This window comes from Rhizobium jaguaris, assembly GCF_003627755.1.
Classification (GTDB): Bacteria; Pseudomonadota; Alphaproteobacteria; order Rhizobiales; family Rhizobiaceae; genus Rhizobium; species Rhizobium jaguaris.
This window is the reverse complement of the sequence record NZ_CP032694.1, coordinates 3,284,229-3,308,385: the sequence shown is the minus strand read 5'-3', so window position 1 is coordinate 3,308,385 and position 24,157 is coordinate 3,284,229. Positions and strand designations below refer to the sequence as shown.

Here is a 24,157-nt window from a genome sequence, read left to right as displayed (position 1 = left end):
GCTCAATAGTTTTCCTGATACCACTCTACGAAACGGCGCACACCTTCTTCGACTTCGATCTGCGGCTTGAAGCCGGTCAAAGCCACCAGCAGGTCCGGCACGGCATAGGTATTGTGCACATCGCCGGGCTGCATCGGCAGCATGTGCCGGATCGCTTTTTTTGCCGAGCATTGCTTCGATGGTCTCGACAAAGCTCATCAGCCCGACTGGCTGGCCGCCGCCGATGTTGACGATGCGGAACGGCGCGTGTTTCGACAAGGTGTCGGTGACTGTATCCGAAACGACGCGGTTGTCTTCCGACGGCACGACACCGATCAGCCGGACGATGCCCTCGATGAGATCGTCGATATAGGTGAAATCGCGGCTCATCTTGCCTTCACCGTAGATTTCGATCGGCCGGTCGTTCCTGATGGCGTCGACAAATTTGAACAGCGCCATGTCGGGACGGCCCCACGGACCGTAGACGGTGAAGAAGCGGAAGGCGGTGGTCGGGATACGAAAGAGATGCGCATAGCTGTGCGCCATCAACTCCATGCTCTTTTTCGTCGCCGCATAGATTGTCATCTGCTCGTCGGCTTTGTCGCTTTCGGCGAAGGGGATCTTCTCGTTGGCGCCGTAGACCGAGGAGGTGGAGGCCAGCAGCAGGTGCTTCGGCTGCAGGCTTTTTGCCAGCTCCAATACATTGAATGAGCCGGTGACGTTGGAATCCACATAGGATCGCGGATTTTCCAGGCTGTAGCGCACCCCGGCTTGCGCGGCGAGGTGGACGATGACGTCGGGTTCTGCAAGCTCAGCGGCGTGATCCAGCGCCGCCTTGTCTTCCAGCATGCCGGTGACAGCCTTAAAACCGTTGGAGCGGGCAAGGATGGCGGTGCGCTTTTCCTTGAGCCTGACGTCGTAGTAAGGCGTCATGCCGTCGAAGCCAACGACGAAATGCCCATCGTCGAGCAGGCGCTTGGCGAGATGGAACCCGATGAACCCGGCGGTTCCGGTGATAAGATAACGCATTTGTCGGCCTTTGCTTACAGTTCGGCCCCGCCCATGGGTCTGCCGACGCTAGTATAGGCAAACCCGTGCTTTGTGACCTCGTCATGGCGATAGATGTTTCTGAGGTCGACGAGGACGGGCGCCTTCATGATGGATTTCAGCCGGCCGAAGTCGAGCGCGCGGAACTGGTTCCATTCCGTAATGATGACGAGCGCATCGGCGCCGCGCGCGGCACCATAGGCGTCGTCGGCGTAGGCGATGTTGTCGATCAGCTGGCGGGCATTGTCCATGCCTTCCGGATCGTAGCCGGTCACCGAGGCGCCGGCATCCTGCAGCGCCTGGATGATCGAGATTGCCGGGCTGTCGCGCATGTCATCGGTATTCGGCTTGAAGGTCAGGCCGAGCACGGCAACGGTCTTGCCCCTGATATCGCCCCCCATGGCAGCGATCACCTTGCGGCCCATGGCGCGCTTGCGGTTGTCGTTGATCGAGATCGTCGTCTCGATCAGGCGTACGGGGCTGTCGTAGTCCTGCGCGGTCTTGGCAAGCGCCAGCGTGTCCTTGGGGAAGCAGGAGCCGCCATAGCCCGGCCCGGCATGCAGGAATTTCGAGCCGATGCGGCCGTCGAGGCCGATGCCGCGCGACACTTCCTGCACATTGGCGCCGACCTTCTCGCAGAGGTCGGCCATCTCGTTGATGAAGGTGATCTTCATCGCAAGGAAGGCATTGGCGGCGTATTTGATCAACTCCGAGGTGCGGCGGGCGGTAAAGAGCAGCGGCGCCTGGTTGAGATAGAGTGGCCGGTAAACCTCCGTCATGACGCCGCGGGCGCGGTCGTCGTTGAGGCCGATGACGATGCGGTCCGGTCGTTTGAAGTCCTCGATGGCTGCACCTTCGCGTAGGAATTCCGGATTGGAGACGACGGCAACGTCGGCATCCGGATTGGTTTCGCGAATGATGCGTTCGACTTCATCGCCGGTGCCGACCGGCACGGTCGATTTGGTGACGATGACGGTGAAGCCCTTGACGTGTTCAGCGATCTCGCGAGCGGCGGCATAGACATAGGAGAGATCAGCGTGGCCGTCGCCGCGGCGCGACGGCGTGCCGACGGCGATGAAGACGACGTCGCTGGCGGCAACGCTGGTTTCGACATCGGTCGAAAAGGACAGCCGGCCGGCGCGGACATTGTCGGCCACGAGCTGCTCGAGCCCCGGCTCGAAGATCGGGATTTCACCCTTGCGCAACGCCTCGATCTTGCCGGCGTCCTTGTCGACACAAATCACGTCATGGCCGAAATCGGCAAAGCAGACGCCAGACACAAGACCCACATAACCAGAGCCGATCATCGTGATGTGCATGAAACTTCAATCCTTTTGCTAGCGCCGGGCTCAGCATTGGAACGCGATCCCGTCTTTGGCAGTCGTCTGCGCTTATACACAGGATCGCCGATGGCGCATATACGCGATGGTGCTTATCCATAAGGTTGAGACAGAAGTGTCATAAACAACCCGCGCTCGAAGCCGGCCGCAAATGGTCGACCCGGCCGCTTACGCGCCCAGCGCCAGCAGCGATTTAGCCCGTTAGGCATACTGCGGCATATCGCTTGTGATTGCTATCGCGTTGCACCATGATGAATCGGGGACAATCGTTCCGGTGGGAAATGGTGTAGAACGGGCGATTCAGGGCTGTTGCATGAAGTCGACTTTCGCCGTGCGTACAATGCGGGCTGGGGAATTGGAGCTCGCCCTCGAATGGGCGCGGCAAGAGGGATGGAATCCCGGTGTCGATGATGCCCTGGCGTTTTGGGAGGCGGATCCTTCCGGCTTCTTTATAGGCGCGATCGGTGAGGTGCCCGTCGGCTGCATTTCCGTCGTGCGCTACGGCGAAAGCTTTGCCTTTCTCGGCCTCTATATCGTCCATCCCGAATTTCGCGGCCAGGGTTACGGCAAGGCGCTGTGGAACAAGGGAATTGCCTTCGCGGGCAATCGCACCATCGGTCTCGACGGCGTCGTGGCACAACGGGAAAACTACCGCCGCAGCGGCTTTGAAACGGCCTATCGCACCGTGCGCTATGGCGGCATCCCGGAAATGCCTGACATCGGCGGAGCCGGGATAGATGTCGGTCCGGTCACGCAGGACAAGCTTGAAGGTTTGCTGCGATACGACGCCGGCATTTTTCCCGGGCTGCGTTATTCCTTCCTCACGGCCTGGTGCAACGCGCCGGAAAAACGAAAATCCTTCCTTGTCGGCAGCGGCCGCAAGATCCGCGGCTACGGCACGATCCGGCGCTGTTTCGAGGGTTATAAGGTCGGTCCGCTGTTTGCCAACAGGGCCGATGTGGCATCGGCCCTGTTGGCCAAGTTGGTGCCGGAGGCCAAGGGCCGGCCCGTATATCTGGACGTGCCTGCTGACAACGCTGCCGCGATCGGGCTTGCCGAAACTTTCGGGCTGTCGCCAGTGTTCGAAACGGCACGAATGTATCGTGGCGAAGCACCCGAAATGCCGCTCGGACGCATCTTTGCCGTCACCACGCTCGAACTCGGCTAGTCCGCTCTTCGGCTCGACCGCACAGACGTCGTTCCATTGCCTCGGCCGGCCATGAATTTCCATATCGTTGCCTAGGAGCCGGACATTTCCTAGAATCACCCCGCGTTTCCTTGGGAAACGGCAATGATCACGCTGTGATCGTGACATTGCCTCTATCGGCGCACTGACGGGAAAAATCCTGTTGGAGGCGCTAATTCGTCATCTAAAAAGCCGAATCTGCTGAGACAACAGGGTCGCTTTCCCAAAAACAAAGCTTTATAGATGCGCGGGTTTGAGCAAGGCGCGCCTTTGTGCGCAGGAAGCGGGAATGGAGAAATGACGAACGTAGTTGTGATCGGTTCGCAATGGGGTGACGAAGGCAAGGGCAAGATTGTCGACTGGCTTTCGGAACGCGCCGATGTGATTGTGCGCTTTCAGGGCGGCCACAATGCCGGTCATACGCTGGTTGTCGACGGTGTCAGCTACAAGCTCGCGCTGCTGCCTTCGGGACTCGTTCGCGGCAAGCTGAGCGTCATCGGCAATGGCGTCGTCGTCGATCCCCATCATTTCGTTGCCGAGGTCGACAAGCTGCGCGCCCAGGGCATCGCAGTCACGCCGGACGTGCTGCGCATTGCCGAAAACGCACCGCTGATCCTGTCGCTGCACCGTGACCTCGACGCGCTGCGCGAAGATGCCGCCTCCAACAGCGGCACGAAGATCGGTACGACGCGCCGCGGCATCGGCCCCGCCTATGAAGACAAGGTCGGCCGCCGCGCTATCCGTGTCATTGATCTCGCCGAACCGGAAACGCTGCCGGCCAAGATCGACCGGCTTCTGACCCACCACAACGCGCTGCGCCGCGGCATGGGCCTCGATGAAATTTCCTTCGATGCGTTGCATAACGAGCTTACCTCTGTTGCAGAGCATATTCTTCCCTACATCGATCAGGTCTGGCGGTTGCTCGACGAGCAGCGCAAGGCTGGCGCCCGCATCCTCTTCGAAGGTGCGCAGGGCGCGCTGCTCGACAACGACCACGGCACCTATCCGTTCGTAACCTCGTCGAACACCGTGGCGGGGCAGGCGGCCGCCGGCTCCGGCCTCGGACCGACAGCGCTCGGCTATGTGCTCGGCATCACCAAGGCCTATACGACGCGTGTCGGCGAAGGGCCGTTCCCCTGCGAATTGCATGATGAGATCGGCAAGCATCTGTCGACGGTCGGCCGCGAGGTGGGCGTTAATACCGGTCGTCCGCGTCGTTGCGGCTGGTTCGATGCCGTGCTGGTTCGCCAGACGGTGAAGACTTCCGGCATTACCGGTATTGCGCTGACCAAGCTCGACGTGCTCGACGGTCTCGACGAGTTGAAGATCTGCGTCGGCTACAAACTGGACGGCAAGGAGATCGATTACCTGCCGGCGAGCCAGGCTGCGCAGGCCCGCGTCGAGCCGATCTACATCACGCTCGAAGGCTGGAAGGAATCGACCGTCGGTGCCCGCAAATGGGCCGATCTGCCGGCGCAGGCGATCAAATATGTCCGGCAGGTGGAGGAGCTGATCGGCGCGCCTGTCGCGCTGCTTTCGACCAGCCCGGAGCGCGAAGACACTATACTTGTGACCGATCCGTTTGAGGGCTAATGTCGCGGATCAATGACGAATCCCGGTCCGGCCACGTGCCGGGCCTCATGAGAAAGTACTGATGGCGGATTTTGTAGCAGTCATTCGACGGGCCGTGGACGGCCTGGCCGATAATACTCCCGAGATGCGGGTCAAGGTTTACGAGCGGGCTCGTGGTGCCGTCCAGCGGCAGCTCGAGAGCATGAAGCCGCGCCCGCCGGAGGAGATGCTGCGCCGTCAGCTCGACAAGCTGGAAGCCGCGATCGTCGAGGTGGAAGCCGAGCATGCGGAGGCATTGCCGCTCGCTGAAGAGCCTGTTGCGGAAGCGCCTGTGGTGCAGGAGGAGCCGCAACATGAGCCTCCTGAAGAGCATCATGCTGCGGTAGAGCCCCATGTCGAAGAACCGGAGCCGGCCCATCCGGAGGCTCACGCATACGAAGAGCCCGCCGCTTACGAGCCTGTGCAGGAAGAGCCGGCACACGAAGAGCCAGCCCACCAAGAGGCTGCCTACGAGGAGCCCGTCTATGAGGAGCCCGCGCGTGCTCAGCATCAGGCCGCAGACGAGCATGAGCCGGTAGAGCAATGGGTCGATGCGCCGCAGGACCAGGTGCCTGCCGTTGTTCATCACGCCGAAGCCTATGTGGAACCTGTCCAAGAGCAGCCACATCGGGAAGAACCGGAGCATTACGCGGAGGACGTGCCGGCCGCCGCCGAACCCGAGCATGTTGTCCCGCAGACGCATGCCGCTCAGGCGCGACGTGATGATGTTATCAGCCAGGTCGAAGAGATCTGGGCAGAGGTCGATGCGCCTGTTAAGCGCGCTGTATCGGAGCCGGTGGCCGAAGCCGTCATGCCGGCTGCCGCCTTTGCGCCGGTTGCCTTCGGGCATCCCGTGGAGGCGCCCGCCGTGGCGAAGGCGCCGGCAGCCGACAAGGCCTTTGCCTGGGATGCAGATGTTTTCGAGGAGCTGGAGCCGGTAGCGGCACCAGCAGCCAAACAAAAGCAGCCCGTCCGGCAGATGCCGGATAATGCCTTTGACGATGTCGATCTCTTTGCCGATGTGCATTCTCCATCCAGAGCGACTCCGAAGAATGATGCTGGCGGTGACGGCTGGCGCGAGCTCAAGGAGCTTGCCGGTTTCGACAAGCTCGCCGAGGGTGGACGCAGTGGCGGCTCTTCCATTCCGCCGGATCTCGATCGGTCTATGGCATCGAAGCTGCAGGGAAAAAGCTTCCGCATGGAGCCGAAGCGCCGTCGCTTCAATGTGACCGGCATTATCCTGACACTTCTCGGGCTCGCGGTCGTCGCTGGCGGTGGCTATGCCGCTTGGGCGAACCGCCAGGCGCTCAACAAGATGGTCGCCGATCTTATCAGTTCGGCGCCGAAGACTGCGACCAGCACGGCGCCCGCTCCCGCCACCGAGACGGCCAAGAACAATAATGCGGCTGCTCCAGCCGCGAATGCGCCTGCCGCTTCGGCGCCAGCCACGACCGCTCCGGCGCAAAACAATAATGCCGCCGGGCAACCGCCTGCAGCCGGCAACACCAATGTCGCCTCGCTCGACAACGATGCCAATACGGTCAACACCAAGTTCACACAGCGCCTGTTGACGAATGGCACGGAAGAGGACGAAGGTCCGGCAGCAGGTGGGCAGCCCGGTGTGGCCGAAGGCAAGTCCGTGGCTGAGCAGAATGTAGCCGCCGCCGCTGCGCCGACCGCAGCCGCAGCCGCGCCTGCGAACAATGCGAATGCCGCGCAGACGCCCGCTGCGACCGCACCGGCTTCTACGCCGCCTTCGAGCGACCAGCAAGCATCCGCTGTTCCTGCCCAGCAACCGCCTGCAGCCCAGCAGCCGTCCGCCGGGCAACAGCAGACGACCGCGGTTACGGATGGTCAGAAGGTATTCCTATACGAGGAGCGTCTCGGTCAGACGTCGCCGACGGCTTTCGAAGGTACAGTCACCTGGTCGCTGGAGGAAGGCAAGGGCGAGGACGGTCGGCCGGAGCCCTCCGTCCAGGGCCTCATCAGCGTGCCCGAGCGTGGTTTGACGGCGACGATCACGGTGTCGCGCAATACCGACGCATCATTGCCGGCAAGTCATTTGGTTGAACTAGCCTTCCAGGTTCCGCCGAATTTCGAAGGCGGCGCAATCGATAGCGTACAACGCATCGCACTCAAGGCAACCGAGCAGGATCGTGGCGACCCCCTGATCGCCGTGCCGGCCAAGGTCACGGACGACGTCTATATGGTCGCGCTCAACGATTTTCCGGACGCGCGCAAGACCAATCTCGACCTCTTGAAAAGCCGCAACTGGATGGACATTCCCGTAGTCTACCGCAACGGCCGTCGCGCATTGCTGACCATGGAGAAGGGGCCGACCGGTACCGACGCCTTCAATAAGGCAATCGCGGAATGGCAGGCACTCGGCGGTGTCGCTTCCAGCAGCCAATAGCGGATTTCAAATCATCGGAAATCAAAAAAGCGGACCTTACAGTCCGCCTTTTTGTTTGAATTCATTCAGGGCGATTTCCAAAGCCTGAAGCTATCTTTTGTTTTCCGCAATTCCGCGCGGAAAACCGCTGCCCACTTTTCCTGGAATTGCCCTAGGCAGTGGCTTCCACCACGCGCAGTGCCTTGGCGCGTTCCAGCGCATCCTTCTGAACAGCTTCCTGCACCTTTTCGAAGGCACGGACTTCGATCTGGCGCACGCGTTCGCGGCTGATGTCAAATTCGGCCGAGAGGTCTTCCAGCGTGACCGGATCTTCGGCGAGACGGCGAGCTTCGAAGATGCGGCGTTCACGGTCGTTCAGGACGCTCATCGCGCGCGCCAGCATGCGGCGGCGCGTGTCAAGTTCATCCTGTTCGATCAGCACGTCTTCCTGGCTATCGTGATCGTCCACCAGCCAATCCTGCCACTGGCCGGAATCACCTTCAGCCGCTTTGATCGGCGCGTTCAGCGACGCGTCGCCGGAGAGGCGGCGGTTCATCGAAACGACCTCTTCCTCGGAGACGTTCAGCTTGGTGGCGATCTCAGAGACATGCTCCGGCTTCAGATCGCCGTCGTCGATGGCCTGGATGCGGCCCTTCAGACGGCGCAGATTGAAGAACAGACGCTTCTGGTTCGCGGTCGTGCCCATCTTCACCAGCGACCATGAACGCAGGATATATTCCTGGATCGAGGCCTTGATCCACCACATGGCATAGGTTGCCAGGCGGAAGCCGCGTTCCGGATCAAACTTCTTAACGGCCTGCATCAGGCCGACATTGCCTTCCGACACGACCTCGCCGATCGGCAGGCCGTAGCCGCGATAGCCCATGGCAATCTTAGCCACAAGGCGCAAATGACTGGTGACGAGCTTATGCGCAGCCTGACGGTCGGCATGTTCCGCATAGCGCTTGGCGAGCATGTACTCTTCCTGCGGCTCCAGCATCGGAAATTTGCGGATCTCGTCGAGATAACGATTGAGGCCGGCTTCACCGGCGGTAATGGACGGCAAGGTATTACGGGTCATGAATGCACCCTCCTATTCGAGATCTGGCCCCTTCTAGAGGCGTATTGCGCGCCCTTTGCGAAGCAGACCAAGGCGTGCAGGTCGCGAAGACCCCGCACTAAACCAATGTGTAGATAAGTACGGCGAAACAGTGATTCAAGAACGCGGTCACGCAAGTGTCATGGCGGCGTGACTGCACCGCACGCCGTGATTTCATCTTTGGGGTTCCACTCCCGAACGCCTCCGGCTGCTATTGGTTTCATCCAAAGCGGCAGGCTCGTCGCTATAATGCGAATAAAGGAAGTTTAAATCGTGTTGGGTCATCCGTCCAGCAGCTTAGCTTTCGCAGCGCCCATAGATCCGTTCGTTGCCGTTGACGACCTCCAACAGGACGTTGGGGCTGAGAGGCAGTAGAATGACATCGAGATTGGCGACGCCAAGATAGCTTTCATCACTTGAGTTAAGTTCGTTCAACGTCGAATTATCTTGTTTGTGATTGTTGCGAATCAAAGCGTCGACATCCTGCCTAACGTTGTAGGAAATTCCGGAACGCCAGAGATAGACGTTTCGGACTTCATCGCTGTTTGATGACTTCCTCACCTGAACAAAGGAATAGCCGCCGGTCTTCGCGAATTTCAGGAAATTCTTGTCACAGACCTTGGCAACTTGGCCTTCCTCGGAAAGCGCTATGCTGTTCAGAACGATCCATTTCCCTTCGATTTGATCCAGCAGTTGACGATTTGCCTGCTGAAAGTCTTTTGAATCGGCACTCTCAAGGAGTTTCTCTGCTTGCCTGAATTCGGCGAAGAGAGGTGTCGCGGCAGCGGGGCGGCAATGACCATAAAGCATCGGTATGCCGTCGCGAACTTCAAGAATGACGTTCTGACTGATGTTCAGCAATATCGATTCACCGTTGGCGTGCGACAATGTAATGGAATCCCAGAGGTCCTTCGAATCTTGTGTCATATTCGATGAAGGATACTGACCGATTTTCTTTTCGTAATCCCCTCGAACGTTGTAAAGTTGCCCCCATTTTCTGATGTATACATCGTGCAGCTGGTTCGACCGGACGCTATAGTCTTTTGCGAACGAATAATCGGACAATCTGGTAAAGGTTGCATTCTGGTCCGCACATGCTTTTGCCAGCTGCTCATCGGACGACTTGTCGACGCCGCCCAAGATTATCCAATGATCGCCGATCAATGATCCGAGCAGCAACTCAAAATGCATCTTATCTATAAATGACGGTATGATGGCCGGTTCATCGGGTATCACCAATCTAGCCTTTGCTTCCAGGAATTCATTCAAACGTTCCGTGGCAAAGGCGAGATTTACACTAATCACGGATAGGAAAAGCGTCACAACGAGCCGCAACATTCTCTATGCTCCACAGCGCATGATTGATCATAGAGACTCGCGCCAACAGTCTGCGATGGAATCATTGCCGGATTCTCAGAGTGCCTGCAATTGAGATGGCCTCACGTGGCTGGGGAACCCGTTCGGTCGTGCTGCCTCATCAGAGGTTACTGTCCAAGGGCCTCAGCAAGCTTCTCCATATCCTCCGACAGATGCACTTCGAAATGCATCACCTCGCCAGCGTGGAGATGTTCGAATTGCAGGGGGTAGGCGTGGAGCGCCTGACGGCGGGAAGCGGTTGACGACTTGCTTGGCGGTATCCGGACAAGGGTAGGCGGCTCCTCTGGATTTGCGTCGACATCAGACGCCTATGATCAAGCGCCTAAGCGCCTGGCAAATCTCACTCTTTGCAGTCTCTTCTTTCGATCCATCAGGACGAGGCGCGCAGCCGAGGAAAAAAAGCTTGACGATAAGAGCGTATGCTCTTATATCGATCTCAGTAAGAGCATATGCTCTCATTTGGCAACGGAGAAGCGATTATGAGCGAAGCTGAGATACTTGTGAGCGGTGCAACGGGACGGACCGGAGGTGCCGCTATCGACGAACTCCTGAGGATGGGAAAAAGCGTTCGTGCCTATGTGCGCTCGGACGATGAGCGGGCGGCGGCGCTGAGGCAGCGCGGTGTCGATATCGCCGTCGGCGATTTCACGGACATCGATCACATTCGGGCGGCGATGGAAGGCACCCGGTCTGCCTATTTTCTTCACCCGATCGCACCAGGCATCCTTGGCGCCGCGGCTTATTTCGCACAGGCTGCAAAGGAGGCCCGTGTTACCGCGATCGTCAACATGTCGCAGATTTCGGCGCGCCGGGAGTCGGCAAGCCATGCAGCGCAGGACCACTGGATCTCCGAGCGGGTCTTCGACTGGTCAGGTGTTCCGACGACGCATCTTCGCCCGACCTTCTTTGCCGACTGGCTCGTCTATCCCCATTTCGCAAAAGAAATCTGGGCGACGAAGAAAATCTCGTTCCCCTTCGAGAACGGGCGGCACGCGCCTATCGCGTCCGATGATCAGGGCCGGGTGATCGCCCATATCCTGGCGAATCCGAAGGGCCATGAAGGCAAGGTCTATCCGCTCCATGGTCCGGTCGAGATGAACTACACCGAAATCGCGGCCATTGTGAGCGACGTGCTTGACGCGAGGATCGAATATGCGCCGTCCTCGATAGAGGCGTTCAAGGACAAGATGGAAAATCTTTACAAGTTCCCGCCGTTCCTTGTGCAGCACCTCGTCGAAGTCGCCCAGAACTATCGCGACGGCATCTTCTTCTCGGGGACCAATGATGTGGTCGAGACGATTACCGGAACGCCGGCGCTCTCGGTCCAGAAATTTGTCTCCAACAATCGCGCCGCCTTCGCGTGAATTCCACGAAGACAACTCGGAGATTCTACAATGTCACATGCCCAAGATGAACGTCATCCCTTTCTGGACGACCTGACGGCCGACGCGGAGCTGACCAGCTCCGTGTTGCGAGGTTCCGTCATCGGACGCGGCGAGATCAGGCTCGCCGTGAATGCCGTCGGAACCTTCTATGCCTCGCAGACGCCGACATTCCTTCAGACCGTCGGCTCCCGGCTCTTCCTCGAATATGAGGCCGTTCTGACTAGCGGGGAGAAGCTGACCGCCGTCGTGGTCGTCGATCACGCCTCCGACGGCTCGGTGCCTCGGGTCAGCGTGCGGATGAGCCCGCTTGGCTCTGTTCTATCGCTCGCCGCCCATTTGCGTCAAACGCTCTCGGGGCAGTTGCCGGAAGACCTTTTTCTTTGAACTCAATCAACGGCCCAGCGACGGATATCGTCCTCGACCTGCGGCCCCAGAAAGGAAAATTGCTATGGACGTCGCCAACAACACAGTCTTCATCACCGGTGCCAATCGTGGTCTGGGCCTGGCCTTCGCACGCGAGGCACTCCGCCTCGGAGCATCGAAGGTTTACGCGGGCATGCGCAACACGAGCGGCTTCAACGAGCCGGGCATCCTCCCGGTCAGGATCGATGTCACGGATAAAGCATCGATCGCCGCGGCCGCAGAACTGGCAGCGGATACGACGCTATTGATCAACAATGCAGGGATCGCCGCCCTAATCGACGGGCCTCTGGCAGACGATGTCGAAGCGCAGTCGCAGCGGCTCTTTGACACCAACTATTATGGCGTGGTGCGCGTCACGCAGGCCTTCGAGCAAATCCTGTCGGCCAAACCACATGCCGCCATCATCAACGTGCTGTCTGACATTGTTTGGCTTCCGCGGCCCTTTCTGACACCTTATGCGGCATCCAAGGCGGCGGCGTGGAGCTATACGAACCAGCTTCGCTTCCACCTTCGCGATCGCGGCATCGAGGTCCTTGGCTTGCATGTCGGATTCGTGGATACAGATCTGACCAGTGGCATCGACGTGCCGAAGGTCAGCCCGGAGGACGTTGTGCGCCAGACTTATGATGCACTCGCCGCTGGCAAGAGCGAGATCATGGCCGATCAGGGGACGGCGCTGCTGAAGAGCACGCTTGCGGACGAAGTGCCCGGCTATATCACCCCGCCGGAAGGGCTATTCTAACTCCGGCGATGGCGGGAATTGCTGTGGGCGCGGAGATTCCTTGGGTTTCGCGCCCATGGCTCGGGTACAGAATGAAATCGAAAGGAAACTAAAATGTTGTCGGCCAACCAACCGCTTGGAATCGATCAGTGCAACTGCTCCGCCATGAGAAAGGCGAGCCGACAGATCACGCGGTTTTATGATGACCATCTTGAGCCAGTCGGGCTGCGCATCACGCAGTTTCTAACTTTGGCGGCTCTCGAGGAGGCTGACGGTGCCACGGTCAACGTTCTTGCCGAGCGGCTCGATATCGAGCGGACGGCGATGGGAAAGATGGTCGGCTTCCTGGAACGCGACGGGTTCCTTACCATCAAGGCATCTCCTGTGGACGGCAGGGTTCGTATCGTTGAACTTACCAAGGAGGGCCGTCTACTGCACAAAAGAGCGGAGCCTCTCTGGGAGAGGGCCCAGCAAAAATTCGAGCAGTTGAACGGGGCCGCAAACGTCGCAACCCTGCGCCGGGGACTGAAAGAAATCACTGTCGGCGATTTCGCGAGAGCCTCACCCGAAGACTGAAGCCTGGCTCTGATGGCTGCGACAGTGTTGGACTACCTCCGCAGAGGATGGTCTCCTCGCGCATGGCTTAACCGAGGATGTCGAATAGCCTTCTCCCGCGGGCGCTTCTCAAGCCCGCAAGGCCGCTGCCAGTTCTTCCATATCCTCCGGCAGAGGCACTTCGAAATGCATCACTTCGCCGGTGCGGGGATGTTCGAATTGCAGGAGGTAGGCGTGGAGCGCCTGGCGGGGAAAGCGGTTGACGACCTGCTTGGCGTTGTCCGGCAGGAGGTTGGCTTTTGTCTTGAAGCCTCCGCCATAGACGGCGTCGCCGAGCAGGGGGTGGCCGATATGGGCCATGTGGACGCGGATCTGGTGGGTGCGGCCGGTTTCGAGGCGGCAATCGACCAACGAGGCGAATGCGGTCGCATCCGGAGCCTCGTGAAAGCGTTCCAGCACTTCGTAATGCGTGATGGCCTCGTCGGCGTCCTGATTGTCCGGACGCTTGACGGCGCGTCGGGTCCGGTCGCTGGTGGAGCGGCCGAGCGGCGCGTCGATGGTACCGATCAGTTGGCGAGGGCGACCCCAGACGATCGCCTGATAGGCGCGTTCCAGCGACGTGGTGCGGCCATGATCGGCGAATTGCAGCGACAGATGGCGATGGGCAATATCGTTCTTGGCGACAACCATGACGCCGCTGGTGTCCTTATCCAGCCGGTGGACGATGCCGGGCCGGCGCACGCCGCCGATGCCAGAGAGGCTGTCGCCGCAATGATGGATCAGCGCGTTGACCAGCGTGCCCGTCCAGTTGCCGGCGGCGGGGTGAACCACAAGCCCGGCGGGCTTGGAGATCACGATGACGTCGTTGTCCTCGTAGAGCACGTCGAGCGGAATGTCTTCGCCCTGCGGCGTCGGGTCTTCGGGTTCGGGCAGCGTGATCTGGTATGTATCGCCGGGGCGCACCTTGCGCTTGGCGTCGGTAACCGGGGCGCCGTTGAGCAGGACGGCATTGTCCTTGATCAAGGCCTGGATGCGGCTGCGGGAAAATTCCTCGCCGACCTGTGCCGTCAGCCATGCATCAAGCCGGCCTTCGGCAGTTTCATCGGCGGTTAGGACTTTTCTAATGCCCGCGGCTTCTTTAAAGGGGTCGCTCAAACGCATTTCTCCAGCGCATAGGGCGCTCTCTAGGGAATAAGGACGCATCGATGACGAATCTCCAGCCAGACGATCAAGAGGAAAAGCCCCTCGATCCGGCGATGGAAAATGTCCGACGCAAGATGGTCCGCCTGCAGATCGTCTCGGCCGCCATCATGGTGGTGAGCCTTATGGCGGTGTTCGGCGCCGTTGTCTACAAGACGATGCGCCCCGTGCCGAAGGCAGGGGGCTCTATCGCCTCGAATATTCCCTCCGATGCGCCTGTTGCGGTGACCGTCGCACTGCCGAAAGGTTTCACAGTGCAGTCCACGGCGCTCTCCGGAAGCCAGGTGCTGTTCTATGGCACGCTCGCCAGCGGCGAGCGTCAGGCCGTCGTCTTCGACTACGGTATCGGCCGCATCGTCGCGACCATATCGCTCTCCAACTGACGGCCTTGTGATGACAGGCGACCGGTTGATCGAGGTCACGCATCCCGACGATCCGCGCATCGCCGAATTTCGCAATATCCGCGAACGCGATCTGACCGGCCGCGAGAATCGTTTCATTGCCGAGGGTACGGTGGTGCTGCGCCTTCTGGCGGAGGCACATGCCGCTGGCGGAGACTTCGTCGCCGAGAAGGTATTGCTGCTGCGTAACCGTGTGGCGGGATTGGAAGAGATCATCGCCGCCTTCCCGCCTGATGTGCCTGTATTTGTTGCGGAAGCCTCGGTACTGGATGGCATCGTCGGCTTCCATCTGCATCGCGGGGTGCTCGCACTCGGCCGGCGCAAGGCGGAAACCGATATCGACGCCTTCCTCGACCGGTTGCCGGAGCGGGCACTTATCCTTACCGGCTGCGGCGTTTCCAATCACGACAATGTCGGTTCGATGTTCCGCAACGCTGCGGCCTTCGAGGCCGACGCGGTGCTGCTCGACGAAACCTGCTGTGATCCGCTGTATCGCAAAGCGCTGCGCGTGTCGGTGGGCTCGGTGCTGACTGTCCCATATTGCCGTCAACTGAGCGATGTCGATCTGCTGACAGCGCTGGCGGGGCGCGGCTTTTCCATCTGGAGCCTGTCGCCTCACGGCGAGGTCGATATTCGTGTCGTTCCGCCGGCTGATCGCATGGCGCTGGTGGTCGGTACCGAGGGAGAGGGGCTGCCGCAGAAGATCCTGTCGGCCTTTGGCAGCCTGCGGATACCGCAGGCGCCTGGCCTCGACAGCTTGAACGTCGCAACGGCGAGCGGCATCGCGCTCTTTGCGCTGGCGTCCCTGATCAAACGCGTCTGAATTTTCTGTTTTTGTATCGAGCCCTTATTGCTGTTTGGGCAACAGGGCGGCAGCGCGTTCAGCAAGACTGACGCGGCCGCCCTGCTCAGTGGCGCTCGTTTCCTTGGGCAGGAGATCGAAGATTGGCGATTTGTCGCCTTCTCTCAGGGCGGTCAGCGCCACCATGTTGGCAGCGATAGTGGCGATCTCCTCGCGTATGGTCTGATCATGCGAGGGCGAACGGGATTTGAGCAGACGGTCGGAAAGGGCTGCAGCACGGTTGCGCGCCTCTTCCGTCAATTGAGCGATATCGTCTTCCACGTTGCGTTCCGCTTCTGCTGCATCGGCGCGATTGTCGATAATGTCCACGATCCTCGGTCCGATCGGCGGCTTCGAGCCCTTGGTCCGCTTGCCGGATGGGACAAGACCGGCCGCCCGCAGCACTTGGCCGGCTTCCTGCGCCTCGGCATTGGCCGTTTCCAGCTTCTCCTTCAGGCGCGCCAAGTCATGTGCGTGGCGTTCGATCGCGGTTTCCTTATCGGCATTGTCGGCGATCTCGCGGTCCAGCCGCTCCTCAAGCCGCTGGGCCTTGTCGCTTTCCTGGCCTAACCGCAATTCTGCATCCTTTGCACGGAGGCTTGCAAGGTTCAGGTCCTGGCGCAGCGTGTCGCGCTCGTCTCGCAACGTGTGGAGACGGAGCTTCAGGCTCTCGATTTCGGTCTCCCGGGTCGCGAGGTCGATCTTCATATTGTCAGCGTCGGCAGCCATCTTGGTCATTCGCTTGCGCAAAGTGTCGATGTCGGCATCCTTTTCGGCGCTGACCTTTTCAGCGGCATGGATGCCGGATTTGAGCTGGCTGATATAGCTTTCCTCGCGGCGCAGGCGCGAGCGCAGTTCACCGGCTTCGACCTCCATGTCGTCGATCCTGGTCCGCAATTCGCTGTTTTGAGAGGCGAAGCGACCGGCTTCCTGCTGAAGCTTGCCGTTGTGGATCTGCAAGGCGACGCTCTTGTCGCGTTCCTGCGTCAGCGCCTGTTCGGTTTTGGCGTTTTCGGCGGCGAAGAGGGCGCGCGCCATATCCTTCTGCGCCCGCACTTCCTGCGGGCTTAGTGGCATGGTCGCCTTCAGCCGTTTTTCCGTGAACCAGACGATACGGCGGTGCACCGCGGGCGCAATGAGGAAGCCCAGAAAGGCGGCGGTCAGAAAGCCCAATCCAAACAGCAGAGCGAATTCAATCACGGCGCAGCCAGCATCTAGGAGTTGTTTTCAATCTCAATAAAGTGATTAAGCAAATGATTAAGCATGGGGCCGGCGCGCGGGCAAGCGTTTAAATCGGATATGGTTTATCGGCGCGCCGGAGCTTTGTCACAAGAAAAGGCCCGCGATCCGTGCGGGCCAGGAGATGAGATCGGCGGAGGAAATATGGCCAGTAATATCAGAAAGGATTCCACGTCGGGTTCGGTGTAACCTTGAGGTAGCCGAGGTTGACGCCAAGACGGGCGCCAAGGCCCGTGCGGATCGGCACCAGCACGATGTCGTTGTTCTTCAGCACCGTCATGCCGACGCCGGCGACGACGAAGGCTTGGCCGCTGACGCCGCCAAAGCGGGTATAGACACTGTTGACGCTCGGCAGGTCGTAGACCAGCATCATAACGCGGGTGCCCTGACCGCCGTAATCGAGGCCAAGGGACGGGCCCTGCCAATAAAGCGGGTGCTCGCCGGCATTCTTGGTGTTGAGCTGGCCTTCGCCATAGGTCAATCCTGCGATGAAGGCGCCCGAGCCTTCCTGGCCGAGGATGTAGCCATTCGGCAGCCCATATTGCTGAAAGGCCCGCTCGACCACCTTGGCGAGGCCGCCGCTGGTCGAGCCGAAGAAGGAGTGGCCGGCGTCGACGATTTCCTGCATCGAATATTCGTTACTGGCCGCGGCCGCTGCCTGACGAACCGGCAACGCGAAGCTTACCAACGCTACGAGGGCTAAGATCAGGCCGAGGCCGACCGTTCTCGTGCCGAGGCTAGGCATTCTCTTCAGGAGTTGATAGCGCATGACAGTCATCCGTTCATCATGGTCGGTGCAATGGGGAGCCGATGCGTTGCGCATTCGCACGAACGCGCCAAATACACCTCGCTCCTCAATCCAGACCGTTCCGCCCATGTTCCGCACGGCGAATCGTGCACGAAAGGGTCTGGTGGTGATGAATGCATTTTGCGTCGATCATCTTAACAATCGGTTTACCAAATATGGTGTCTTTATGGCGTGCGGTACGCCGCCTGCGGCAATCCTCGGGCAATCTTGCCGTGGCAACGTAGAATCATACTGCGTTCCGCCTTGTCAGCATTCAGGAGACAATGAATGTCGAAGAATCCGAACCTCACCTTGACCGGACCTGATCTGGCCGCGCTGCTGTGCAGCCGCGTATGCCATGATGTGATCTCTCCGGTCGGTGCGATCAACAACGGCCTCGAGTTGCTCGACGAGGGCGGCGCCGATGCCGACGCGATGGAGCTGATCCGCACCAGTGCCCTTAATGCCTCCGTCCGTCTCAAATTCGCACGCCTTGCCTTTGGCGCGTCCGGATCGGTCGGTGCCTCGATTGATACCGGCGAGGCCGAGCGAGCCGCCAAGGATTTCGCCGCCGCCGAAAAAAAGACCGAAGTCACTTGGATCGGCCCGCGCGCTATCATCCCGAAAAACCGTGTGAAATTGCTACTCAACCTCTTCCTCGTCGCCTATGGCTCGATCCCACGCGGCGGCAATATCGAGGTGACGCTGGAAAATCCCGATCTCGACGCGAAGTTCACGATCACGGCCAAGGGCCGGCTGATGCGAGTGCCGCCCAAATTCGCGGAGATCTGCTCGGGTACACTGGAAGAGGCAGTCGATGCCCACTCTATCCAGCCCTACTACACCGTGCTTCTGGCCGACGAGAGCGGCATGGAACTTTCCTACAACGCCACGCCGGAAGAGCTGACTTTTGTCGCCGCCATGCGCAGCGAATAAGCGTTGCTCGCACGATCATATCAATGAACCCGTAACCGGACCTCCGGCTGCGGGTTCATTGTTACGTGTATCGCTGCTCTCTCGCGGTCTTTCAGTTATCTACGCAAATAAGAATATAGCGGTAACGAATCCTTAGCCTCGTGCGCCTATCGTCCCAATTTGAAGTTGGTGCCCGAACGATGGTCGCCGGGCGCGAAGGAGCTGACGATGCAGCGATTCATGATTACGGATACGTCGGATGTCGTACGCAAGGTCGGCAAACGCATTCTGTCCGAGCTCGATTTTCTTGTCAGCGAAGCCGGCGATGCCCGCGAGGCGTTGACGCGCTGCCAGGCCGAACTCCCCGATTACCTGATCGTCGACGCCGGCATGGAAGGCGCTCTCGATCTGATCGCCAGCATCCGCGCCATGCCGAACGGCAAGGAGGTGAAAATCTACTACTGCGTCGTCGAAGCGGACCTGCGCAAGCTGATGGCCGGCAAACGGGCCGGCGCCACTGATTTCCTGCTGAAGCCCTTCGACCGCAAGATCCTGACTGCCGTCTTCGGCAATCGTGCCGTCGCCGCCTGATCATTTCCGCAGACTATTGAACGCATGGCGGCCGCCTCTTCTGGCGGCCTTATTTTTTTGTTTGAAAACGCAACACAAAAAATCCCGCCTGAGAGGGCGGGATTTTGACGGATTCGGCGATAAAAGGGGGGCGGTTCAGGCGCTTTCGGCGAAATCGCTGCTGTCGGGCTCGCGCAGCACATAACCGCGGCCCCAGACGGTTTCGATATAGTTGGCGCCGCCGGCAGCATTGGCGAGTTTCTTGCGCAGTTTGCAGATGAAGACGTCGATGATCTTCAGTTCCGGCTCGTCCATGCCGCCATAAAGGTGGTTGAGGAACATTTCCTTGGTGAGCGTCGTGCCCTTGCGGAGCGAAAGCAGCTCCAGCATCTGATATTCCTTGCCGGTCAGATGCACGCGCTGGCCGCCGACTTCGACGGTCTTGGCGTCGAGATTGACGATCAGTTCGCCGGTCAGGATCACCGACTGGGCGTGTCCCTTGGAGCGACGGACGATGGCGTGAATTCGCGCGACCAGTTCATCCTTGTGAAAGGGCTTGGTCATATAGTCGTCGGCGCCGAAGCCGAGACCGCGAACCTTGTCTTCAATACCGGCCATGCCGGAGAGGATAAGGATCGGCGTCTTTACCTTCGAGAGGCGCAGCGTGCGAAGCACTTCGTAGCCGGACATGTCGGGAAGGTTAAGATCGAGCAGAATGATATCGTAGTCGTAGAGCTTTCCGAGATCGACGCCTTCTTCACCGAGATCGGTGGTATAAACGTTGAAACTTTCGGATTTGAGCATCAGTTCGATGCTCTGCGCTGTCGCGCTATCGTCTTCAATAAGTAGAACCCGCATAATTATCCCCTTTACCGCCGCCGAAAGGTCGTCAGCCCCCTTACGCGATACCGATCAAATCACTGCCTGATTTGGAAGCTGCCACGGAATGGTTAACAAATTCTGATTCACTCTGGCAAGACGTATCGAATTTATTAAATAATTTTTCCATTGCACTGTTTTCCAAAGACAATCGGCAAATATCATTCCTAAAGTGTTGCATTAAGAAGACACGCCAAGTGATTCATTCGACTCACCAATGCCGACATCTCGAATTCCGACCGTGACATTTACTGACCCTTAAATGATCGTCCCTATCATTAACGATGCCCGTAAACGAAAGGTTACCAGCGGTAGGTTTTTATTAAGATCGCTGGAAATTTTTTTAACCAAGCCGTTTCAAAGCGGTGCGGTGGGTCAACATATAGAGAGCCGGGGTCTCGCATCACGGGAGTAATGCGTATGAAATCACGTGAGAGCCTAACGCGCCTGAAGGAATTTCAGGTGAACGAAAAACGTCGTCAACTGCAGCAACTGCAGATGATGATGGCGGAATTCGACCGCATGACAAAGGATCTGGAGAACCAGATCGTGCTGGAAGAGAAAAAGTCCGGCATTTCCGATCCTAACCACTTCGCTTATCCGACCTTTGCCAAGGCCGCACGTCAGCGTGCGGACAACCTGCACGTGTCGATCCGGGAGTTGCAGGTGCAGGAAGAGGCGCTGGAAACATCGCTGGAGGAAATGCAGGCCGAATACGCCAAAGCCGCAGCGCTCGAAGAGCGCGATGGTTCGGGCCCGGTGAGGGCGCGCGCCTGAATTAACCAATCCGTCGTCCTTGCTTGAGGTCGCATAGTTCCGTTCCGAAACCGGAACGAATTTCGGGATCATGCAAGAAGCGACGGGAACGGCTCGAAAGCCGTGCATGACTGGCCAAGTGGGTGGCCGGCCATGCACGGCTTTTGGTGTTTTGTCGGAGGTGTAGGGTGTTGGTCGACAGGTCCTACAATTGGAGCCGAATAATGCTTCGACTTGGTACGATGGCTTGGACGATCACGTCACGCTCCGTTCGTTCATAGAGAATAATATGACTCTTATGTTCTGGCGCCGTGCAGTTGGCGCAATTGACTCCGCCTTGCGGCCCATAAAAGGATTGTCAGCCAACAATTCAAAGCGATGGATCAGTTCGTCCAGATATCGATCGGCCTGCCGCAAGCCAAATTTCTCGATACCATCCAAGTATAGTTCTCTAAATTCTTTACTGGCACGGGCTGATAGCTCGTATTTAGTCACGTATCAAACCGCGGGCGCGGGCAATCTGTAACGCTTCGGCGCGGATTTCTTCTACCGTCTTTTCGCTTATGCCACTGGCTTTGGCGTCGGCAAAAATTTCACGCAATTCTTCGATCGTATATTCTTCGCCGCGACGTGCACGGTCCTTGCGAACCAGATCACGGACATAATCGCTGGTGCTGGCATATTCGCCCTTGCGAATTTGGGCCTCGATCCAGTCCTTCATCTGGTCCGGAAGGGATACGGTCATAGTCGCCATCTCGGGTCTCCTTTTGTGGATCCGATGTTAGCCGAGATAAGCAAAATTCACAAATTCTCTTATCTGCTACCTACATGTTCACCACGTCGCGCCATTCCTCGTGACGCAGGGCCTGCGCCTTGAAAAACGGGCAGAGCGGGATGATCTTCCAGCCGCCACGGCGAGCTTCCTCGACGGCGTGAAGGGCAAGGGCTTGGCCCACTCCCTTGCCGCGGAGCGCTTCCGGAACGCCCGTATGGTCGATGATGATGAGCGTGGGGGAGGCGCGGGAAAATGTCATCTCTGCCTCGTGGCCTTCGACGGTTGCGGCATAACGGCCGCCCGATGCGTTGTCTTCGTTGCGGATGTCCATGATTTTCCCTTGTCGTGTTGCGGATGATGAGGATTGCATGCGCCCGTCGCGCTGCCAACTCCCGATCTACGGCAGGCTAGCCTGCCGTCTGATATCTTCAAGCGGACGATCGTCCCAGACCTGCACTTCGATAAAGGAATCACGGCCGCGCACCTCGCGTGACTGGGCCGGGTCGGGGAAGCCGTATCTGGCGATGACGTCTTCAATCTCGTCTTCGGTGAAAACCTGTCCGTGCCATGGCTCGCCTGACTGATCTGCCGGCCTCAGAAACGGGCAGCTGGTCATGCTATCTGGAAAAGTGAATGTAATCATGCCGGGATCGAATATGGCGAGGGGCAGAACGATCGAGGCAGGGCGGGACTTGTCCCATCCATCGGCCATGTTGCCGAGGAAAAAATAGATAGGATGTGACAAAGGCGTCTCGCCGATCTTTCGCCGGCGTTCCGCGATGAGCCAGTTTTCGGAGAGCATCCGACGTTGCAGATAATTTTCCTTGAGATATGCATGGCCGCCAAGCCGGATCGAGGCAATGATCCGTTCCGCGTCTTCCGTTGTTAGGGCGCAGACATTTCGGAAGGCACCCCGATCGGGATGAAAATTGTGCGTGATCACGGCTGGCAAGGTGTGAAGCAGCAAACTCTCGAATCTCCGCGTGCGGCCAAATCTTGTAGCAGGCTTTGCAAACTTGCTTAAAGAAAATGGAACGACGGGGAGGTGCTCCCCGTCTGTTGGGAGACCAGTGGGCGGCTCACCTTAATTTCGGCTGCATCAAATAATTCGGGCCTCTGTTATTCCGTTTGAGGAAAGGAGGCCCGAACTGAAGATCAAACGAATGTCGCGTCTGTGTGGCAGCCGTCAGTGACGATACTGCTGTATGCGGGTCGTCCGCAGGCCGGCAAGGCCGTGCGTATTGATGGACGACTGCCAGGAGAGGAATTCTTCAACAGTGAGCGTATAACGCTCGCAAGCTTCTTCCAAGCTCAGCAGACCACCGCGTACCGCCGCGACAACCTCGGCCTTACGACGGATAACCCAGCGGCGCGTATTCGGCGGCGGCAGGTCGGCAATCGTAAGCGGGCTGCCATCGGGGCCGATGACATACTTTACTCGGGGACGTATCATTTCGGTCATTGGACTCTCTACACATACTCAAGACCACGAGAGTCACTCTAACTTGCCACATTTAAAAATTGCCTAAGCGCTTAGTAACACTTTGCTAAGAATTTTAAGGAACGCCGATGCGAGCTGATTTGCTCGTCTCATGGCACGGTCGCAGGCCATGCAACTCACTGTTATTGCATCGGAAAACGCCGTTTCCCTATGATTTTTCGTCAGTGATAACTTACGCTTGTGAACCGCTGCTCAGGCGCCGACCAGACTTTTCTTGCCGCCCCAACAGATGAAATTGGGATTGGCAAAATCGCAATCGTCGCTCTGATCGGTCTTACCATAGGAGAGCGGACGGCCGTCGAGAGTGAGGGTCGAGCCACCTGCGGCGCGCAATACGGCGTCGCCCGCCGCCGTGTCCCACTCCATCGTACGGGTGAAGCGCGGATAGACGTCGGCCTTGCCTTCGGCAAGGAGGCAGAATTTCAGCGAAGAACCGATCGAGGTGCAAGCGGAGACGGCATTTTCCGCGAGGAAGCTATCCGTCTTGGTGCTGCCGTGGCAGCGGCTTGCAAGCGCCAGCAAATTCTCGGGTTGCGCGCGCACTGCGATTATGGAGCGATCGGCAACGGTAAAATGGTCGGTGATGACGAGCTTCCGCGCTTTGCCGGATTCGCCGGTGAAGGCGATGCCGAGAGCCGGCGCATAGACGATCCCGGTGACAGGAACACCGTTCTGGATATAGGCGATATTGACGGTGAACTCGTCGCGATGCTCTATGAATTCGCGCGTGCCGTCGAGCGGGTCGACGAGAAAGAAGGCGCGGCCGCTGACATCGGGAACCTTGCCGGCAGCCACCGATTCCTCGGCAATTGCGGGAATGTCCGGAAAGTCGCGGGTCAGATGTTCGAGAATAATGTGCTCGGCGTGCTCGTCGGCGATGGTGACGGGGCTCATGTCCTGCTTCAAGGCGACAGTGTAGCCCGCACGGTAGACCTCCAATATGGCCTTACCCGCCTCAAGGGCCGCTTTTTCAAATGTCGCGAGCATTCGCCTGTTCTTCTTTCCGCAGCGCGTCTGCGTTCCGAGCTTAAAGATATAGTACTTAAGAAGTCTCCACTATGAAGTTCAGACCTCGCACCGATCACGTTTTTACCGCCTAGCGCCTGCATCGTGACTTCGCAACGGGAGCTTTGCATCCGTGCTCCAATGTCGACAACATCTCCGGGCGCCGCGTGCTC

General features: G+C 58.8%; 25 protein-coding genes and 2 pseudogenes. 12 read left to right on the top strand and 15 right to left on the bottom strand.

Annotation, left to right across the window (positions count from 1 at the left end; genetic code table 11):
* Positions 1-2: 2 nt before the first annotated feature.
* Both CCGE525_RS16120 and CCGE525_RS16115 read right to left on the bottom strand, forming a co-directional pair.
* Positions 3-1,008, bottom strand: a pseudogene (locus CCGE525_RS16120) (NAD-dependent epimerase).
* 14 nt (positions 1,009-1,022) lie between these two features.
* A complete protein-coding gene (locus tag CCGE525_RS16115; protein WP_120705163.1) occupies positions 1,023-2,345 on the bottom strand; it encodes a UDP-glucose dehydrogenase family protein in 1,323 nt (440 codons plus the stop codon).
* 334 nt (positions 2,346-2,679) lie between these two features.
* On the opposite strand from CCGE525_RS16115, the gene CCGE525_RS16110 reads away from it, so the two are divergent.
* The 3 genes from CCGE525_RS16110 to CCGE525_RS16100 all read left to right on the top strand — a co-directional run bounded on the left by CCGE525_RS16110 (position 2,680) and on the right by CCGE525_RS16100 (position 7,576).
* The gene (locus tag CCGE525_RS16110) at positions 2,680-3,534 is read left to right on the top strand and encodes a GNAT family N-acetyltransferase (RefSeq protein ID WP_120705162.1); all 855 of its coding nucleotides are present in this window, start codon (positions 2,680-2,682) and stop codon (positions 3,532-3,534) included.
* Positions 3,535-3,849: 315 nt separating this feature from the next.
* Positions 3,850-5,145, top strand: coding sequence for an adenylosuccinate synthase (locus CCGE525_RS16105; RefSeq protein WP_120705161.1), 1,296 nt, complete (start codon positions 3,850-3,852; stop codon positions 5,143-5,145).
* Between the two features lie 61 nt (positions 5,146-5,206).
* Positions 5,207-7,576 carry a hypothetical protein gene (locus CCGE525_RS16100; protein ID WP_120705160.1) on the top strand — a complete coding sequence of 790 codons (2,370 nt, stop codon included), beginning with the start codon at positions 5,207-5,209 and terminating at the stop codon, positions 7,574-7,576.
* A 151-nt stretch (positions 7,577-7,727) separates the two neighbouring features.
* On the opposite strand, the gene rpoH is transcribed toward CCGE525_RS16100, so the two are convergent.
* The 3 genes and pseudogenes from rpoH to CCGE525_RS38985 form a co-directional block, all read right to left on the bottom strand.
* Positions 7,728-8,636 carry an RNA polymerase sigma factor RpoH gene (gene rpoH / locus CCGE525_RS16095; RefSeq protein ID WP_120705159.1) on the bottom strand — a complete coding sequence of 303 codons (909 nt, stop codon included), beginning with the start codon at positions 8,634-8,636 and terminating at the stop codon, positions 7,728-7,730.
* A 315-nt stretch (positions 8,637-8,951) separates the two neighbouring features.
* Positions 8,952-9,992 carry a hypothetical protein gene (locus CCGE525_RS16090; protein ID WP_120705158.1) on the bottom strand — a complete coding sequence of 347 codons (1,041 nt, stop codon included), beginning with the start codon at positions 9,990-9,992 and terminating at the stop codon, positions 8,952-8,954.
* A 146-nt stretch (positions 9,993-10,138) separates the two neighbouring features.
* Positions 10,139-10,280 (bottom strand): annotated as a pseudogene (locus tag CCGE525_RS38985) (RNA pseudouridine synthase); the annotation flags it as partial.
* Between the two features lie 230 nt (positions 10,281-10,510).
* Between CCGE525_RS38985 and CCGE525_RS16080 the strand changes: the two are divergent.
* From CCGE525_RS16080 to CCGE525_RS16065, 4 genes are all read left to right on the top strand, one after another.
* Positions 10,511-11,395: an NmrA family NAD(P)-binding protein gene (locus tag CCGE525_RS16080; protein WP_120705157.1), complete on the top strand. Its 885-nt coding sequence runs from the start codon at positions 10,511-10,513 to the stop codon at positions 11,393-11,395.
* A gap of 30 nt (positions 11,396-11,425) precedes the next feature.
* A complete protein-coding gene (locus tag CCGE525_RS16075) occupies positions 11,426-11,800 on the top strand; it encodes a hypothetical protein (RefSeq protein ID WP_120705156.1) in 375 nt (124 codons plus the stop codon).
* Positions 11,801-11,864: 64 nt separating this feature from the next.
* Complete coding sequence (locus CCGE525_RS16070) at positions 11,865-12,581, top strand: SDR family oxidoreductase (RefSeq protein ID WP_120705155.1); 717 nt, start codon at positions 11,865-11,867, stop codon at positions 12,579-12,581.
* Positions 12,582-12,674: 93 nt separating this feature from the next.
* The gene (locus CCGE525_RS16065; RefSeq protein WP_120705154.1) at positions 12,675-13,136 is read left to right on the top strand and encodes a MarR family winged helix-turn-helix transcriptional regulator; all 462 of its coding nucleotides are present in this window, start codon (positions 12,675-12,677) and stop codon (positions 13,134-13,136) included.
* A gap of 108 nt (positions 13,137-13,244) precedes the next feature.
* Here the strand turns inward: CCGE525_RS16065 and CCGE525_RS16060 are convergent, their stop codons facing one another.
* Entirely contained in the window at positions 13,245-14,270 is a 1,026-nt protein-coding gene (locus CCGE525_RS16060; RefSeq protein WP_120706436.1) for an RluA family pseudouridine synthase, read from the bottom strand.
* A 50-nt stretch (positions 14,271-14,320) separates the two neighbouring features.
* On the opposite strand from CCGE525_RS16060, the gene CCGE525_RS16055 reads away from it, so the two are divergent.
* Both CCGE525_RS16055 and CCGE525_RS16050 read left to right on the top strand, forming a co-directional pair.
* Positions 14,321-14,698 carry a hypothetical protein gene (locus tag CCGE525_RS16055; RefSeq protein WP_120705153.1) on the top strand — a complete coding sequence of 126 codons (378 nt, stop codon included), beginning with the start codon at positions 14,321-14,323 and terminating at the stop codon, positions 14,696-14,698.
* A 10-nt stretch (positions 14,699-14,708) separates the two neighbouring features.
* Entirely contained in the window at positions 14,709-15,539 is an 831-nt protein-coding gene (locus CCGE525_RS16050) for a TrmH family RNA methyltransferase (protein WP_120705152.1), read from the top strand.
* 24 nt (positions 15,540-15,563) lie between these two features.
* Here CCGE525_RS16050 and CCGE525_RS16045 read toward each other — a convergent pair whose 3' ends face one another.
* Positions 15,564-16,757 carry a coiled-coil domain-containing protein gene (locus CCGE525_RS16045; RefSeq protein WP_120705151.1) on the bottom strand — a complete coding sequence of 398 codons (1,194 nt, stop codon included), beginning with the start codon at positions 16,755-16,757 and terminating at the stop codon, positions 15,564-15,566.
* A gap of 196 nt (positions 16,758-16,953) precedes the next feature.
* Complete coding sequence (locus tag CCGE525_RS16040; RefSeq protein ID WP_414130732.1) at positions 16,954-17,565, bottom strand: DUF1134 domain-containing protein; 612 nt, start codon at positions 17,563-17,565, stop codon at positions 16,954-16,956.
* 306 nt (positions 17,566-17,871) lie between these two features.
* On the opposite strand from CCGE525_RS16040, the gene chpT reads away from it, so the two are divergent.
* Positions 17,872-18,519: a histidine phosphotransferase ChpT gene (gene chpT, locus CCGE525_RS16035; RefSeq protein ID WP_120705150.1), complete on the top strand. Its 648-nt coding sequence runs from the start codon at positions 17,872-17,874 to the stop codon at positions 18,517-18,519.
* 207 nt (positions 18,520-18,726) lie between these two features.
* A complete protein-coding gene (locus CCGE525_RS16030; protein WP_120705149.1) occupies positions 18,727-19,089 on the top strand; it encodes a response regulator in 363 nt (120 codons plus the stop codon).
* A gap of 135 nt (positions 19,090-19,224) precedes the next feature.
* On the opposite strand, the gene ctrA is transcribed toward CCGE525_RS16030, so the two are convergent.
* Positions 19,225-19,926: a response regulator transcription factor CtrA gene (gene ctrA / locus CCGE525_RS16025; protein WP_120705148.1), complete on the bottom strand. Its 702-nt coding sequence runs from the start codon at positions 19,924-19,926 to the stop codon at positions 19,225-19,227.
* Positions 19,927-20,367: 441 nt separating this feature from the next.
* Here ctrA and CCGE525_RS16020 point away from each other — a divergent pair, with 441 nt between their 5' ends.
* A complete protein-coding gene (locus CCGE525_RS16020) occupies positions 20,368-20,724 on the top strand; it encodes a flagellar export protein FliJ (protein WP_120705147.1) in 357 nt (118 codons plus the stop codon).
* Positions 20,725-20,958: 234 nt separating this feature from the next.
* Here CCGE525_RS16020 and CCGE525_RS16015 read toward each other — a convergent pair whose 3' ends face one another.
* The 6 genes from CCGE525_RS16015 to cysQ all read right to left on the bottom strand — a co-directional run bounded on the left by CCGE525_RS16015 (position 20,959) and on the right by cysQ (position 23,966).
* Positions 20,959-21,144 carry a type II toxin-antitoxin system RelE/ParE family toxin gene (locus CCGE525_RS16015; protein ID WP_245472029.1) on the bottom strand — a complete coding sequence of 62 codons (186 nt, stop codon included), beginning with the start codon at positions 21,142-21,144 and terminating at the stop codon, positions 20,959-20,961.
* Positions 21,145-21,190: 46 nt separating this feature from the next.
* On the bottom strand, positions 21,191-21,457 hold the full coding sequence (locus tag CCGE525_RS16010) for a type II toxin-antitoxin system ParD family antitoxin (RefSeq protein ID WP_120705145.1): 267 nt from the start codon (positions 21,455-21,457) through the stop codon (positions 21,191-21,193).
* A gap of 70 nt (positions 21,458-21,527) precedes the next feature.
* Entirely contained in the window at positions 21,528-21,809 is a 282-nt protein-coding gene (locus tag CCGE525_RS16005; RefSeq protein ID WP_120705144.1) for a GNAT family N-acetyltransferase, read from the bottom strand.
* A gap of 66 nt (positions 21,810-21,875) precedes the next feature.
* Complete coding sequence (locus CCGE525_RS16000; protein ID WP_120705143.1) at positions 21,876-22,445, bottom strand: hypothetical protein; 570 nt, start codon at positions 22,443-22,445, stop codon at positions 21,876-21,878.
* A 219-nt stretch (positions 22,446-22,664) separates the two neighbouring features.
* Positions 22,665-22,940, bottom strand: a complete 276-nt coding sequence (gene sciP, locus CCGE525_RS15995; RefSeq protein ID WP_004107124.1) for a CtrA inhibitor SciP — start codon at positions 22,938-22,940, stop codon at positions 22,665-22,667.
* A 231-nt stretch (positions 22,941-23,171) separates the two neighbouring features.
* Positions 23,172-23,966 carry a 3'(2'),5'-bisphosphate nucleotidase CysQ gene (gene cysQ, locus CCGE525_RS15990; protein WP_120705142.1) on the bottom strand — a complete coding sequence of 265 codons (795 nt, stop codon included), beginning with the start codon at positions 23,964-23,966 and terminating at the stop codon, positions 23,172-23,174.
* Between the last annotated feature and the right edge of the window lie 191 nt (positions 23,967-24,157).

Bases quoted from the DNA above. Each gene is read 5' to 3' on its own strand.
- CCGE525_RS16115 (WP_120705163.1), bottom strand. From the start codon at position 2,345: ATGCACATCACGATGATCGGCTCTGGTTATGTGGGTCTTGTGTCTGGC.
- CCGE525_RS16110 (WP_120705162.1), top strand. From the start codon at position 2,680: ATGAAGTCGACTTTCGCCGTGCGTACAATGCGGGCTGGGGAATTGGAG.
- CCGE525_RS16105 (WP_120705161.1), top strand. From the start codon at position 3,850: ATGACGAACGTAGTTGTGATCGGTTCGCAATGGGGTGACGAAGGCAAG.
- CCGE525_RS16100 (WP_120705160.1), top strand. From the start codon at position 5,207: ATGGCGGATTTTGTAGCAGTCATTCGACGGGCCGTGGACGGCCTGGCC.
- rpoH (WP_120705159.1), bottom strand. From the start codon at position 8,636: ATGACCCGTAATACCTTGCCGTCCATTACCGCCGGTGAAGCCGGCCTC.
- CCGE525_RS16090 (WP_120705158.1), bottom strand. From the start codon at position 9,992: ATGTTGCGGCTCGTTGTGACGCTTTTCCTATCCGTGATTAGTGTAAAT.
- CCGE525_RS16080 (WP_120705157.1), top strand. From the start codon at position 10,511: ATGAGCGAAGCTGAGATACTTGTGAGCGGTGCAACGGGACGGACCGGA.
- CCGE525_RS16075 (WP_120705156.1), top strand. From the start codon at position 11,426: ATGTCACATGCCCAAGATGAACGTCATCCCTTTCTGGACGACCTGACG.
- CCGE525_RS16070 (WP_120705155.1), top strand. From the start codon at position 11,865: ATGGACGTCGCCAACAACACAGTCTTCATCACCGGTGCCAATCGTGGT.
- CCGE525_RS16065 (WP_120705154.1), top strand. From the start codon at position 12,675: ATGTTGTCGGCCAACCAACCGCTTGGAATCGATCAGTGCAACTGCTCC.
- CCGE525_RS16055 (WP_120705153.1), top strand. From the start codon at position 14,321: ATGACGAATCTCCAGCCAGACGATCAAGAGGAAAAGCCCCTCGATCCG.
- CCGE525_RS16050 (WP_120705152.1), top strand. From the start codon at position 14,709: ATGACAGGCGACCGGTTGATCGAGGTCACGCATCCCGACGATCCGCGC.
- CCGE525_RS16040 (WP_414130732.1), bottom strand. From the start codon at position 17,565: ATGCGCTATCAACTCCTGAAGAGAATGCCTAGCCTCGGCACGAGAACG.
- chpT (WP_120705150.1), top strand. From the start codon at position 17,872: ATGTCGAAGAATCCGAACCTCACCTTGACCGGACCTGATCTGGCCGCG.
- CCGE525_RS16030 (WP_120705149.1), top strand. From the start codon at position 18,727: ATGCAGCGATTCATGATTACGGATACGTCGGATGTCGTACGCAAGGTC.
- ctrA (WP_120705148.1), bottom strand. From the start codon at position 19,926: ATGCGGGTTCTACTTATTGAAGACGATAGCGCGACAGCGCAGAGCATC.
- CCGE525_RS16020 (WP_120705147.1), top strand. From the start codon at position 20,368: ATGAAATCACGTGAGAGCCTAACGCGCCTGAAGGAATTTCAGGTGAAC.
- CCGE525_RS16010 (WP_120705145.1), bottom strand. From the start codon at position 21,457: ATGGCGACTATGACCGTATCCCTTCCGGACCAGATGAAGGACTGGATC.
- CCGE525_RS16005 (WP_120705144.1), bottom strand. From the start codon at position 21,809: ATGGACATCCGCAACGAAGACAACGCATCGGGCGGCCGTTATGCCGCA.
- sciP (WP_004107124.1), bottom strand. From the start codon at position 22,940: ATGACCGAAATGATACGTCCCCGAGTAAAGTATGTCATCGGCCCCGAT.
- cysQ (WP_120705142.1), bottom strand. From the start codon at position 23,966: ATGCTCGCGACATTTGAAAAAGCGGCCCTTGAGGCGGGTAAGGCCATA.